The sequence below is a fragment of the Streptomyces sp. NPDC014864 genome, assembly GCF_043081525.1.
In the GTDB taxonomy this organism is placed as follows: domain Bacteria; phylum Actinomycetota; class Actinomycetes; order Streptomycetales; family Streptomycetaceae; genus Streptomyces.
Genome location: NZ_JBIBWT010000001.1, coordinates 1 through 12766, shown reverse-complemented (window position 1 = coordinate 12766; position 12766 = coordinate 1). Strand labels below are relative to the sequence as shown.

The following is a 12766-nucleotide window of genomic DNA, read 5'->3' as shown; positions in this document are numbered from 1 at the left end:
CCGGCCAACGTGACCGGGGTCACGCGCCCCCGGCGCACCGGCGAGGAACCGGCGCACAGGCGCCCGCGCTCCTTCGTTGTTGGGGGCAAAACCGCACACTCTCCTCTACGATCCCCACCCCCGAGACCAGGACGCCGTCGATCCTAAGCGAAATTCCCGATGTTTGTACTAGTCGGTCAGTGCCTTGCGCAGACGCTCCTCGTTCACGCGCCAGAAGGTGTGCTGGGCGCCGTCGACGAGGACCACCGGGATCTGCTCCCAGTACGCGTCGTGCAACCGGTGGTCCAGGGTGATGTCCTTCGCCTCCCAGGAGACACCGAGGTCGGCGCAGACCTTCTCCACGACCACCTGTGCGTCGTCGCACAGATGACAGCCGGGCTTGCGGATCAGCGTGACGAGCCGGTCCTGGGGAGCCGGGGACTTGCGGCGGAAGATGGGACTCATGTCGGCCATTCTCGCGCCGTCGCGGCGGTGCGGGACCCCGCCCGCGCGAGCCGGGCCGCGAACGCCCGGCCTGCCGGATCCGCGCGCCGACACGCCGGTCGCGCGACTTCTTTAACGACACCGTCGCGGAGAGTTCACGGGCTGCGAACCTCACGCGTCCGGAACCACCCCGCGCACTGGCTATGCTCACGCCATGGCCGCTCTCGGATGGCTCACTCCCCGTAGGCGCTCCGCCACGGCGCGGAGCGTGTTGGCAGGCGAGGCCTCGGCGGAGGCAGCGCGCAAGTCCACCCAGGAACAGGACGTTCCCTCCACTCCGGAGGCCACGCCGTTCCCGGTCCAGGGGGACGACAAGGCAGCCGCCTTCTTCGACCTGGACAACACCGTCATGCAGGGCGCCGCGCTGTTCCACTTCGGCCGGGGCCTGTACAAGCGGAAGTTCTTCGAGACGCGCGACCTGGCCCGGTTCGCCTGGCAGCAGGCGTGGTTCCGGCTGGCCGGCGTCGAGGACCCCGAGCACATGCAGGAGGCGCGCGACTCGGCGCTGTCCATCGTCCAGGGCCACCGCGTCGCCGAACTGCAGTCGATCGGCGAGGAGATCTACGACGAGTACATGGCCGAGCGGATCTGGCCGGGCACGCGCGCGCTGGCACAGGCCCACCTGGACGCGGGCCAGAAGGTGTGGCTCGTCACGGCCGCACCGGTGGAGATCGCCCAGGTGATCGCCCGCCGCCTGGGGCTGACCGGCGCGCTCGGCACGGTGGCCGAGTCGATCGACGGCGTCTACACCGGCCGACTGGTCGGCGAGCCCCTGCACGGCCCGGCGAAGGCGGAGGCGGTACGCGCCCTGGCGGCGGCGGAGGGCCTGCACCTGTCCCGGTGCGCCGCGTACAGCGACTCGCACAACGACATCCCCATGCTGTCCCTGGTCGGCCACCCCTACGCCATCAACCCCGACAGCAAGCTCCGCCGGCACGCCCGCGAGATGGACTGGCGGCTGCGCGACTACCGCACGGGCCGCAAGGCGGCCAAGGTCGGCATCCCCGCGGCGGCGGGCGTGGGCGCGGTGGCCGGCGGCACGGCGGCCGCGATCGCGCTGCACCGGCGACGCCGGTAACCGGGACGGCCCGCGTCAACCGCCCGCGGGACGGCGTCACCCCGTCCCCGAGGTGGCCGGATGACTCGGTTGACGGCACGTTTCCGGGTGACGCCTCTGATCGGGCCGCGCCACACCCGGTTCCCGGGGCAAGCGGTCGAACGTACCCACGCACTGGCCTGGCCATTCCTGTTGGCCGTACACCGCCACAACATGCCCCGGAGTCACCGGAACGCGAACTCGATCGATCAACAAACGGTCACTCTGTTGCACTTGATCGGGCGCCAATCGGTTACGGAAGCGACGTAATCGACGATTTGAGCAACTCGGTGTAGCAGCGCCTATACGAAGCGTTATTCTCCTCAGACGCAAACCGGTACCCCTCCGTCGCTACGACGGGTGAACGGTTCCGCACTGCACGTGATGGAAGCTCTGCCTCTGGGAGTCCCGTGTACGCAAACGTCGGGGTTGACGCCTCGGGCCTGGCTACGCTCCGCGCTACGGTCCTGGACCTGCTGCGCGGTCTCGTCCCCACCGCGTACGCCGGCCCCGCATTCGCCACTGCCGCCCCCATGGGCCCACGCTACGCGCTGGCCGACGGCATGGAGCAGGCGCAGGCGCGCAGCGCCGTCGTCGACGGACGCCGCTCGGGGGACGGGCGGGCAGCCGGCAGGCGAGGGCGCCCGGCCGGCGCGGCCACGGTCCGCCGCCCGGCCGCGGACAGCGACAGCGCCCGGATGATGGACCTCGTGGAGCGCGCACAGGCCGGCGAGGCCGAGGCCTTCGGCCGCCTCTACGACCAGTACAGCGACACGGTGTACCGCTACATCTACTACCGGGTGGGCGGGAAGGCGACGGCCGAGGACCTCACCAGCGAGACATTTCTGCGGGCCCTGCGCCGCATCGGCACCTTCACCTGGCAGGGCCGCGACTTCGGCGCCTGGCTGGTCACCATCGCCCGCAACCTCGTCGCCGACCACTTCAAGTCCAGCCGCTTCCGGCTGGAGGTCACCACCGGCGAGATGCTCGACGCCAACGAGGTCGAGCGCTCCCCGGAGGACTCCGTCCTGGAGTCCCTGTCCAACGCCGCCCTGCTGGACGCCGTACGGCGGCTCAACCCCCAGCAGCAGGAGTGCGTGACGCTCCGCTTCCTGCAGGGCCTGTCCGTCGCGGAGACCGCACGAGTGATGGGAAAGAACGAGGGCGCCATCAAGACTCTCCAGTACCGGGCCGTGCGAACCCTCGCCCGTCTTCTGCCCGAAGACGCCCGCTGAGCCGTACACGCTCAGCGACGTTCAACTCACGTTCTGTTGCTCTGCGTTGACTTCCCGACCTGATCCTCGTTCGTCCGTAACCCAATTGCCGAGCCGCTCGTTGTGCGGGATACAGGCTCCCTGTGGTCACGTCCTGGCCCACGCTGGTCACCCGATCGCGTGGACGCGGGTGTGGACGTGCAACCCTCAGGTCCCCTGGGGAGTCGACCGTCATGACGAGAGGAGGTGCCGCCAGTGATCGCGAACGTATCGGCGCACCGGCGGGCGAACGCCTTCGCCCAGGCCCTGGAGGAGCTGTCCGACCAGGGCACAGCGGCCGAGCAGTCCGAAGGATTGGCACCGGCCCCGGCTGATGCGGAACAGACCGAGCGGGGCCGTCTGCTGGCCCTCGCCACCGGTCTCGGCGCACTGCCCAGGCCGGAGCTGGACCCCGAGGTCAAGGTCGTCCAGCGGGCCCAACTGGTGGCCGCGATGGAGGCCATGCTGCAGGAGGGCACCGCGAGCGGCGAAGCGGGCGAGCTGGTCCCCGAGCAGCGAGGCCATCGGGCGCGGGGTGCCCACCGGGCGAGCGGCCTGGGGAAACTGCGGCCGCGCACCCGGCTGACCAAGGGCCTGGCCGCGGGCGGGCTCAGCGTGGGTGTGGCGGCGAGCGCCTTCGGCGGAGTGGCCGCTGCCAGCTCCGACGCCCTGCCCGGTGACTCGCTCTACGGCCTCAAACGCGGCATCGAGGACTTCAAGCTCAACTACCTGACCGAGAACGCCGACGAACAGGGCCAGGCCTACCTCGACCTGGCCTCCACCCGGCTGAACGAGGCCCGCCGGCTGATGGAGCGTGGCCGCAGCGGCGCGCTCGACCACGAGTCCCTCGGCGAGATCCGGCGCACCCTGGTGGGCATGCAGCACGACGCTGCGGAGGGCCACCGCCTGCTGCACGAGGCCTACGAGCGCGACCCCGACTCCCTGGGCCCCATCCAGGCCCTCTCCACCTTCTCCCGGTCCCACCGCGACGCCTGGGGCGCACTGCGCGACCGGCTGCCCGTGCAGCTCGGGGACGTCAGTCAGCAGGTGTCGTCGGTGTTCGCCGCCATAGACGAAGAGGTGGCCCCGCTGCAGTCGCTGCTCCCCCCGTCCCCGAGCCAGGGGGGAAGCGACGGCGGGCGGCAGGGCACCACCCCGTCCTCGTCCGGCGGCGCCTCGTCCGGCTCCGCCCACTCGGCGCAGCCCAGCACCGGCGGCGGCCCCACCGCGGGCGGCCGGCAGTCCGGCAGCGGCAGCCCCAGCAAGCCGGCCGGCTCCGGTAGCGAGAGCGACGGACTGATCGGCGGCAGCACCGGCGGCCTGCTCGACCCGCCGAAGACCGGCAGCGCCTCGCCGTCCGCCGGCACGTCGCCCAGCAGCGCCCCGGCCGTCACCATCCCGCCGCTGCTGCCGGGCCTCCTCCCCGGCCTCGGCATCGAGGGGGAGAACGCGTCGTAGACAGGCGTACGACGACGGGGGCGCCCTCTTTCCCCAGAGGGCGCCCCCGTCGTCGTGGCGGGCCGTACAGAGCGCGCAGAGGTCAGAAGAAGACCGACCGGCGCTGCACCAGCAGCTTGTAGAGCGTGTGCTGGATCTGCTCCCGGACCTGATCGGTCAGGTTGAACATCAGCATCGGGTCCTCGGCCGCCTCCGGCGGATAGCCGTCCGTCGGGATCGGCTCCCCGAACTGGATGGTCCACTTCGTCGGCAGCGGGATCGCGCCCAGCGGGCCCAGCCACGGGAAGGTCGGCGTGAGCGGGAAGTACGGGAAGCCCAGCAGCCGCGCGACCGTCTTGGCGTTGCCGATCATCGGGTAGATCTCCTCGGCCCCGACGATCGAGCAGGGGATGATCGGGGTGCCCTGGCGCAGAGCGGTGGAGACGAAGCCGCCGCGGCCGAACCGCTGGAGCTTGTAGCGCTCGCCGAAGGGCTTGCCGATGCCCTTGAAGCCCTCCGGCATCACCCCGACCAGTTCGCCCTGCCGCAGGAGCCGTTCGGCGTCCTCGGCGCAGGCGAGCGTGTGGCCGAGCTTGCGGGCCAGCTCATTGACCACCGGCAGCACGAAGACCAGGTCGGCCGCCAGCAGCCGCAGATGCCGGCCGGCGGGATGGTGGTCGTGCACGGCGACCTGCATCATCAGGCCGTCCAGCGGGAGCGTCCCGGAGTGGTTGGCGACGATCAGCGCTCCGCCCTTGTCCGGGATGTTCTCCACGCCCTTCACGTCCACCCGGAAGTACTTCTCGTACACCGGCCGGAGCAGGGACATCAGGACCTGGTCGGTGAGTTCGGCGTCGTAGCCGAAGTCGTCGACCTCGTAGTCCCCGGTGAGGCGGCGGCGCAGGAACGACAGGCCGCTCGCGAGGCGCCGTTCGAGCCCGCCGTGCCACTGCGGCGGGCGGGGCTCCTGGGGCTGCTGTTCCTCCCGGGTCACAGGGACATCCTCCTGCGGAACGCCCCTGGTGGGCAGGGGCTGGACCTCCCGGACCAGGGCCGGTTCGCCGCCGGTGCGCCGGCTCCCCGTGCTCCGGCGCCGCTGCGGCCGCTGCGCGGCGCCCCCGCGGGACCGGTCGTCGTCGAACGGAATGACCTTGGCGTCCGCCATCGTTGCTGCGCTCCTCAGTTGGCGCTGTGCGTCGGGGGGTGGCCGCTGTCCCCGGGGGACAGCGCGACGATCCGGTCGACGGCCCTCGCGAGGGCCTCCGGCGGCAGGAGTCCGGGGCCGCGGCTGCGGGCGAAGTCCGCGAAGGTCTCCGCGGTCGTGTACCTCGGCACAAAACCCAGGGTCTCGCGCATCTGGTCCGTCGCCACGACCCGGCCGTGAGTGAGCAGTCGGATCTGCTCGGGTGAGAAGTCCGTCATGCCCAGAGTACGCACCAGCGAGCCCGTCCAGGTGACCGCGGGCAGCAGCAGCGGCACGGTGGGGCGGCCGAGCCGTCGCGCGCACTGGGAGAGCAGCAGCACACCGTCCCCGGCGATGTTGAAGGTGCCGCTGTTGAGCGTGCCGCGGCGCGGCTCGTGCGAGGCGAGCCGCAGCACCTCGATCACGTCGTCCTCGTGCGCGAACTGCAGCCGCGGGTCGTAGCCGAACACCGTCGGCAGGAGCGGCAGCGAGAAGTACGAGGCGAGCGGCGCGTCGGCGGTCGGGCCGAGGATGTTGGCGAACCTGAGCACGCACACCGCGACGTCCGGCCGCCGCCGCGCGAAGCCCCGGACGTATCCCTCCACCTCGACCGCGTCCTTGGCGAAGCCGCCGCTGGGCAGCGACTTGGGCGGGGTGGTCTCGGTGAACACGGCCGGGTCCCGGGGCGCGGACCCGTAGACGTTGGTGCTGGACTTCACCACCAGCCGCCGGACGCCCGGCGACTTCTGGCAGGCGCCGAGCAGCTGCATGGTCCCGATGACGTTGGTCTCCTTGACCGTGGCCCGGTTGCCGCTGCCGAGCGGGGTGCCCGAGACGTCCATGTGGACCACCGTGTCGGCGGAGGTCTCGGCGAGCACGCGCGCGATGCCGGGCTGCCGGATGTCCGCCTGGATGAACTCGGCACCGCCCAGATGGTGCTCGGGCGGGACCGCGTCCACGCCGACGACCCGGTCCACCTGCGGGTCACGCTGGATCCGCCGTACGAACCGGCCTGCCAGCTGACGGGCCACTCCGGTCACCAGCACGATCTGTCCCAAGATCAGCGCCTTCCTCTCCAGGACCCCGTATCCCGCCGCGTTCCCCGTCTGCGGCCAACCTATCGGGTCGATGTTGCGCTGTGATGACCACCCGATGCGTGAAGTGACGATACGCGCAAACGTACGAACAGACCCGGCCGCCGGACGGGGACGGCCGACGGCCGGAACCAGGCCGCCGAAGAGGCCGCGCCGCGGACGGGCCCGGACAGACGCGTGGCCCCCCACCTGATGCGGTGGGGGGCCACGGACACGCTCTCGCGATGTCGCGCTACCTCGTAGCGACTGGCGTCACTACTTCTTGTTGCGACGCTGGACGCGGGTGCGCTTGAGCAGCTTGCGGTGCTTCTTCTTGGCCATCCGCTTGCGCCGCTTCTTGATTACAGAGCCCACGACTACCCTCGCTCACTTCTCATCACTCGGTGTTTGGGCGCCATGGGCCCATACGACCTACGAGGGGCCAGCCTACCCGTCCGAGCGCTGAGGTCGTAATCGAGGTGACCGGGGGACCCGGGAAGTGCTCGGTACCGGATCCCGCCGGTTCGTCGTCAGGCGGTTTCCACCCCCACGTAACTCTCGCGAAGGTACTCGTGAACCGCTTGCTCGGGGACGCGGAAGGACCGCCCCACCCGGATCGCGGGCAGATGACCGCTGTGCACCAGCCGGTACACGGTCATCTTCGACACTCGCATCACCGAGGCGACCTCCGCCACGGTAAGGAACTGAACCTCGTTCAGAGGCCTCTCGCCAGCTGCAGCCATGACACACCTGAACCTTCCGCACTCGACGGCCACCGGCTTCCCCTTCCGGTGACTCTTCGTCGTTGCGTGCTCACTCCCCAATGTAGGGGCCTGTGATGCGAGTGGGGAAGAGGTGCACCCATCGGCGGCCTACTGTGACAGACACGCTCGATTGAGTACGTAGCGGGTGAGCGGGCGGTAGTAAGCGGGCCGTACGGCGTCGTCGAGCGGAACGACGACGGACACGCGCCCCTCCGCCTCCCCCACGAACGGCGCCGGGTCGTCCGTGTCGGCCAGACCGATGGCCTCGAACCCCAGCTGACCTGCTCCGCAGACCCATCCATGGTCACCGATCACCAGCTCGGGCAGCGGACCGCCGGCGTCGGCGGCCGCGGCCAGGGCGAGCCGAACCGGCAGCGGTGAGTGCGTGTGCGCGCCGGGCTCACAACCGGGGCGTTCCGTCCCCGGCCGCCGGACCAGGGCGACTCCCCGTACGTAGGCGAGGTTGTGCGTGCGTAGACCGAACCGGGTCGTTATGTCGACACAGCGACCCTGCGCCGGGGTGAGGACGGTACATCCGGCCGCCGACAGGGCGTCGGCCAAGGCGGCGTAGAAACCGAGCAGCCGATGGGGGTGGCCGGTGCCGAGCAGCACCGGCGCGCCGCGCCGGGCGGCCGTGGCGAGCCGCTCGGCGAAGGCCTCCAGGGCGGCGAGGGTCAGCTCCGGGTCGATCACATCATGGCCGGAGATATGGTCCGGATCCGCCGAGACGCCGCACTTCTCGGCCATCAACGCGATCAAATCCCCCTGCGCCCAAGCGCGTTCGGGATCGATGCCGATCAGCGCGCGGGGATCGCGGGCCGCGAACAAGCGGTACCGCCGCAGGCTCTCCTCCCGGGAGGTGGCCACGGTCCCGGCCAGACGAGCCGCCACCAGATGGGCGCGCAGCGCCGCGGTGCTCAACACGCCAGCGATGGTGACGGACCACGGACACAGGCGTCACGAAAACAGGGGAACACCGCACAGTTGGCCTAAAGGACGTGCAGCCTGAAGAGCATTGAGCCCGAGCAGCGCCGACCCCGAAGAGCCTTGCACCTGAGCAGCCTTGAACCTGAGCGGCGTCGAGCCTGACGAACGTTGAAGCGCCCCGCCTACGCCAGCAGTCCCCGCAGCGGGAACACCGCCCGGCGGGTCGCCAGGACCGCCTGGTCCAGCCGGTCCGCCGGGTCGTACCCCGCCTCCCAGTCGCTCCAGGACACCGGCCAGCGCCCGTCCGTCATCCGCATCGGCCCCAACCGCCGTGTCCGGGCGAACACTTCCTGCCGCCAGCTCTCCGGGATCACCGTCTCCGGCTCCACCGGACGCCCGGCCGCGATGCCCACCAGATGCGTCCAGGACCGCGGTACGACCTCCACCACCGCGTACCCGCCCCCGCCCAGCGCCACCCAGCGCCCGCCGGCGTGCTCGTGCGCCAGGTCGTGGCAGGCCACCTGGACCGCCCGCTGCGCGTCCAGCGACACCGCCAGGTGCGCCAGCGGGTCCTCGAAGTGCGTGTCGGCGCCGTGCTGTGTCACCAGGACCTGCGGACGGAAGCCGGCGAGCAGCTCCGGCACCACCGCGTGGAACGCCCGCAGCCATCCCGCGTCCCCGGTGCCGGCCGGCAGCGCCACGTTCACCGCCGAGCCCTCGGCGGACGGCGCCCCGGTCTCCTCCGGCCATCCGGTCTGCGGGAACAGCGTCCGGGGATGCTCGTGCAGCGAGATCGTCAGCACCCGGGGGTCCTCCCAGAACGCCGCCTGCACACCGTCCCCGTGGTGCACGTCGACGTCGACGTACGCGACCCGCTCCGCCCCCAGTTCGAGCAGGCGCGCGATCGCCAGCGCGGCGTCGTTGTAGACGCAGAACCCGGAGGCGCTGCCGGGCATGGCGTGGTGCAGCCCGCCGGCGAAGTTCACCGCGTGCAGCGCCTCCCCGCGCCACACGGCCTCCGCGGCCCCCACCGACTGCCCCGCGATCAGTGCGGACACCTCGTGCATCCCGGCGAAGGCGGGGTCGTCCAGCGTCCCGAGCCCGTACGACCCGTCGCAGGCCTGCGGGGCGGCCGACGCGGCCTTCACCGCCTCGATGTAGTCCTGCCGGTGGACGAGCCGCAGCGTCGACTCACCGGCCGGTTTGGCCGCGACGATCCGCGCCGCGCGATCGAGCCCGAGGGCGTCGACCAGTTTCCGGGTCAGGGCCAGCCGGACCGGATCCATCGGATGGTCCGGCCCGAAGTCATAGCCCGTTACTGCCTCGTCCCACATCAGCTGTGCGCGGCCGCTCATGGTGGTCACCGTATCGGTCCGGTTGACGAGCGAACGACCGGGCGTACACCAACGTCACCAGCACCAACACCATCGGCACCAGCATGGCCCCGCGGTAGTTCCAGGCGTCGCCGAGCGCCCCCACCAAGGGCGAACCGACCAGGAAACCGACGTAGTTGAAGATGTTGAGCCGGGCGACGGCCGCGTCCGACGCCCCCGGGAACAGCCGGCCGGCGGCCGCGAAGGTCTGCGGCACGAGCACGCACAGCCCCAGGCCCACCAGGGTGAACCCGAGCATCCCCGCCCAGGCCCCCGGCGCCCCGGCGACGACCGCGAACCCCGCGGCCGCCACCAGCGCGCCCAGACGCACGACGGCCACGGCCCCGAACCGGCGCACCCCGAAGTCCCCGATCGCCCGCCCGAGGAGCGTGGTGACCATGTAGACGTTGTACGGCACCGTCGCCAGCTGCTCCGAGCTGCCCAGCACGTCCTGGAGGTACTTCGCGCTCCAGTTGGAGACGGTCGAGTCGCCGATGTACGCGAAGGTCATCACCAGACACAGCGGCAGCAGCAGCCTGAAGACGACGGACCCGCCGCCCGGGCTCCCGGCCCCGCTGTCGGTGTCCGGTACGGCGGTGCCGTCGCCGTCGACGTACCAGTGGCTCCCCACGAAGGCCGCCGGCAGCAGCACCAGCACGACCGGCAGGTACGACACGACCAGTGCCAGATGCCAGTGCGCCCCCGCCCAGGCCAGCGAGGCACCCACGATCCCGCCCAGGCTGTAGGCCGCGTGGAAGCCGAGCATGATGCTGCGGCCGTACGTCCGCTGCAGGCTCACCCCGAGCATGTTCATCGACGCGTCCAGCGCCCCCACGGCGAGTCCGAAGACCGCGAGTGCGGCGGCCAGTTCGGCGACCTGGCCGCCGGCCCCGACTCCGAGCAGGGCCAGCATCACGACGGGCTGGGACCAGCGCAGCACCCGGCTGGGCCGGATCCGCTTCACCAGGTGCTCGGTCGTCACGCTGCCGACGCCGGCCAGGACCGGCACGGCCGCGAGGAAGGCGGGGAGCAGCGCGTCCGAGACGCCGTAGCGGTCCTGGATCGCGGGAATGCGCGTCACGAGAAGGGCGAAGGCGGCGCCCTGCGCGAAGAAGCTGAACGCCAACGAGGCCCTGCCGCGCCGCAGCACTTCTGTCATGGCGGCGAGCGTAGGACCCCGGGCTACCCGTGGGTAGATCCGGCCAAAGATGAATTCGGCTCAGTTTTTCGGTTCGGTTCTCGGCCCGCCCTGCGGCTGGGCCTCACGGGGCGGGGGCCGCACGGGCGGCCGTCACTGAGCGGGCATCACTGGGCGGGCGTCACGGCCGGCACGGGGGCGGGCAGGGGCGCCGAGGGGGTAGGCCGAGGGGCGGGAGAGTCGGCTTCGGCGCCCATGGACGCCGTGGCCGTGGTCCCGGTCCTCGTCCCTGCCTCTGCCTCTGCCTCTGCCTCGGCGATCAGCATGCGGGCCATCGGACCGGCGGCCACCGCGCCGCTGACCAGGAAACCGAGGACCATCGCGGCCACCATGACGACCGAGCCCAGCCAGACCATCGTGTCGACGGGCAGCGTGAAGGCGCCCACGACCCGCGCCACGCACTCGCCGAGCAGCACCCCGCCCCACACCAGCGAGAAGCGCCGTTCGGCCCGCCGGAACGCCTCGGACCCGTCCCGCAGCCGGGTCCAGGCGGCCTCCCGGCTCGCCTGCCCCTTGATCAGCCACGGCTTCATGCCGACGGTCATCATCGGCTTGCCCAGGGCCACCGAGACCAGAATGCCGATCCCGATGGCACTGCTCACCCCGCTGTCCTTCGCGAGCATCAGCCGCGGGTCACCGGAGACGAAGGTGAGCAGAAGTCCGACGACGTTCACGAAGAGGATGAGCGCGGCCAGCCCGTTGACCTGCCGCTCCCTGACCGCACCCCACACCGTCCGCAGGGCCGGCACCACGCTGCTCCAGCCGAGGGCCGCGAGCGTGCTCGTCCCGAACCCGTTCTTGAGCAGGTAGTAGCCCCCGATGGGCACCGCAACGTCGATGAGCAGCGGCGCGAGGTTCTTCAGCTTGCTCTGGCTCTTGCCCGTGTCCGTCGTCATGCCCTCAGCTTCGCGGCCGGCCCCCGCTCGGCAGTAGAAACGATCGTCCGGAGCTCCGCATGACAAATGTCAGTGCCGCACGACGGGGCGGGTCATATCAGCAGGTCCATCAACTCGTCGAAGCGGGAGAACAGTTGCGTGGCCTCCGTCAGCCGGTCCGCGGGCGTCATGGCGGTGAACCCGTAGACGTCCATCCCGGCCGCGACGGCGGCCTGCACGCCCAGCGGCGAGTCCTCGACCACCACGCACCGCCCGGGCGCGACTCCCATGCGCTCGGCCGCGTGGAGGAACAGGTCCGGCGCCGGCTTGCCCCGCCCGACGTCCTGCGAACTGAAGATCCGGTCCTCGTCGAACCACCGGTCGAGCCCCGTCGTCCGGTGCCCCACCCGGATCCGCTCATGACTCCCCGAGGACGCGACACAGTACGGCGTCCCGTCCGCCGTCAGCTTCTCCAGTACGTCGGCGACGCCGGCCACCGGCTTCAACTCCCGCTGGAACGCGGCGAAGACACGGGCGTGGAAGACGTCGTCGAAGTCGGCCGGCAGCGCCCTTCCCGTGCGCTCCAGGACGAGGTCGTGGATGCGGTGCATCGCGGATCCCATGTAGTCCCGGATGGAGTCCTCGTAAGAGGTGGGGTGACCCAGCTCGGTGAGTTGGGCGGCGAGCAGCCGGTTCGAGATCGGCTCGCTGTCGACGAGGACACCGTCGTTGTCGAAGATGACGAGGTCATAGCGCATGGCTCGACCCTAGACGACCCTGAACGCAGAAAACCCCGCACCGTGAGGTGCGGGGTTTTCTTCAAAATTTGTTCGGCGGTGTCCTACTCTCCCACAGGGTCCCCCCTGCAGTACCATCGGCGCTGTGAGGCTTAGCTTCCGGGTTCGGAATGTAACCGGGCGTTTCCCTCACGCTATGACCACCGAAACACTATGAAACTGTGAACGCCACACCACCCATTACGGGCGGGGCTGTTCGTGGTTTCAGAACCAACACAGTGGACGCGAGCAACTGAGGACAAGCCCTCGGCCTATTAGTACCGGTCACCTCCACACGTTACCGTGCTTCCAGATCCGGCCTATCAAC

13 protein-coding genes and 2 rRNA genes are annotated in these 12766 nt (G+C 70.8%); 3 read left to right on the top strand and 12 right to left on the bottom strand.

From position 1 onward, the window contains the following. Positions 1 to 168: 168 nt before the first annotated feature. Complete coding sequence (locus ACF1A5_RS00075; RefSeq protein ID WP_392190548.1) at positions 169 to 453, bottom strand: glutaredoxin family protein; 285 nt, start codon at positions 451 to 453, stop codon at positions 169 to 171. Between the two features lie 184 nt (positions 454 to 637). On the opposite strand from ACF1A5_RS00075, the gene ACF1A5_RS00070 reads away from it, so the two are divergent. From ACF1A5_RS00070 to ACF1A5_RS00060, 3 genes are all read left to right on the top strand, one after another. Beyond that, positions 638 to 1561, top strand: a complete 924-nt coding sequence (locus tag ACF1A5_RS00070; protein WP_392190547.1) for an HAD family hydrolase — start codon at positions 638 to 640, stop codon at positions 1559 to 1561. A gap of 428 nt (positions 1562 to 1989) precedes the next feature. Further along, a complete protein-coding gene (locus ACF1A5_RS00065) occupies positions 1990 to 2814 on the top strand; it encodes an ECF subfamily RNA polymerase sigma factor, BldN family (RefSeq protein WP_392190546.1) in 825 nt (274 codons plus the stop codon). 234 nt (positions 2815 to 3048) lie between these two features. Then, positions 3049 to 4290, top strand: a complete 1242-nt coding sequence (locus ACF1A5_RS00060) for a DUF5667 domain-containing protein (RefSeq protein WP_392190545.1) — start codon at positions 3049 to 3051, stop codon at positions 4288 to 4290. 82 nt (positions 4291 to 4372) lie between these two features. Here the strand turns inward: ACF1A5_RS00060 and ACF1A5_RS00055 are convergent, their stop codons facing one another. The 11 genes from ACF1A5_RS00055 to ACF1A5_RS00005 form a co-directional block, all read right to left on the bottom strand. Continuing rightward, positions 4373 to 5434: a lysophospholipid acyltransferase family protein gene (locus ACF1A5_RS00055; RefSeq protein ID WP_392190544.1), complete on the bottom strand. Its 1062-nt coding sequence runs from the start codon at positions 5432 to 5434 to the stop codon at positions 4373 to 4375. 14 nt (positions 5435 to 5448) lie between these two features. Beyond that, entirely contained in the window at positions 5449 to 6510 is a 1062-nt protein-coding gene (locus ACF1A5_RS00050; protein ID WP_392190543.1) for an NAD-dependent epimerase/dehydratase family protein, read from the bottom strand. 291 nt (positions 6511 to 6801) lie between these two features. Further along, positions 6802 to 6900, bottom strand: a complete 99-nt coding sequence (locus ACF1A5_RS00045) for a 30S ribosomal protein bS22 (RefSeq protein WP_003948845.1) — start codon at positions 6898 to 6900, stop codon at positions 6802 to 6804. Between the two features lie 155 nt (positions 6901 to 7055). After that, entirely contained in the window at positions 7056 to 7268 is a 213-nt protein-coding gene (locus tag ACF1A5_RS00040; protein WP_004984898.1) for a helix-turn-helix domain-containing protein, read from the bottom strand. 129 nt (positions 7269 to 7397) lie between these two features. Then, positions 7398 to 8213: a phosphatase gene (locus tag ACF1A5_RS00035; protein ID WP_392190542.1), complete on the bottom strand. Its 816-nt coding sequence runs from the start codon at positions 8211 to 8213 to the stop codon at positions 7398 to 7400. A 185-nt stretch (positions 8214 to 8398) separates the two neighbouring features. Continuing rightward, entirely contained in the window at positions 8399 to 9571 is a 1173-nt protein-coding gene (locus ACF1A5_RS00030) for an acetoin utilization protein AcuC (RefSeq protein WP_392190541.1), read from the bottom strand. Continuing rightward, on the bottom strand, positions 9522 to 10748 hold the full coding sequence (locus ACF1A5_RS00025) for an MFS transporter (RefSeq protein WP_392190540.1): 1227 nt from the start codon (positions 10746 to 10748) through the stop codon (positions 9522 to 9524). Before ACF1A5_RS00025 ends, ACF1A5_RS00030 begins: the two co-directional genes overlap by 50 nt. A gap of 146 nt (positions 10749 to 10894) precedes the next feature. Further along, positions 10895 to 11683, bottom strand: coding sequence for a VC0807 family protein (locus tag ACF1A5_RS00020; RefSeq protein ID WP_392190539.1), 789 nt, complete (start codon positions 11681 to 11683; stop codon positions 10895 to 10897). A gap of 92 nt (positions 11684 to 11775) precedes the next feature. Next, positions 11776 to 12420: an HAD family hydrolase gene (locus ACF1A5_RS00015; protein WP_392190538.1), complete on the bottom strand. Its 645-nt coding sequence runs from the start codon at positions 12418 to 12420 to the stop codon at positions 11776 to 11778. Positions 12421 to 12490: 70 nt separating this feature from the next. Next, positions 12491 to 12607 (bottom strand): 5S ribosomal RNA (gene rrf, locus ACF1A5_RS00010). An 86-nt stretch (positions 12608 to 12693) separates the two neighbouring features. After that, positions 12694 to 12766 (bottom strand): 23S ribosomal RNA (locus tag ACF1A5_RS00005); the annotation flags it as partial.

What these genes read in the sequence shown, in the direction of transcription:
- ACF1A5_RS00025 (WP_392190540.1), bottom strand. Translation starts at nt 10,748, where the DNA reads ATGACAGAAGTGCTGCGGCGCGGCAGGGCCTCGTTGGCGTTCAGCTTC.
- ACF1A5_RS00075 (WP_392190548.1), bottom strand. Translation starts at nt 453, where the DNA reads ATGGCCGACATGAGTCCCATCTTCCGCCGCAAGTCCCCGGCTCCCCAG.
- ACF1A5_RS00055 (WP_392190544.1), bottom strand. Translation starts at nt 5,434, where the DNA reads ATGGCGGACGCCAAGGTCATTCCGTTCGACGACGACCGGTCCCGCGGG.
- ACF1A5_RS00040 (WP_004984898.1), bottom strand. Translation starts at nt 7,268, where the DNA reads ATGGCTGCAGCTGGCGAGAGGCCTCTGAACGAGGTTCAGTTCCTTACC.
- ACF1A5_RS00030 (WP_392190541.1), bottom strand. Translation starts at nt 9,571, where the DNA reads ATGAGCGGCCGCGCACAGCTGATGTGGGACGAGGCAGTAACGGGCTAT.
- ACF1A5_RS00070 (WP_392190547.1), top strand. Translation starts at nt 638, where the DNA reads ATGGCCGCTCTCGGATGGCTCACTCCCCGTAGGCGCTCCGCCACGGCG.
- ACF1A5_RS00020 (WP_392190539.1), bottom strand. Translation starts at nt 11,683, where the DNA reads ATGACGACGGACACGGGCAAGAGCCAGAGCAAGCTGAAGAACCTCGCG.
- ACF1A5_RS00015 (WP_392190538.1), bottom strand. Translation starts at nt 12,420, where the DNA reads ATGCGCTATGACCTCGTCATCTTCGACAACGACGGTGTCCTCGTCGAC.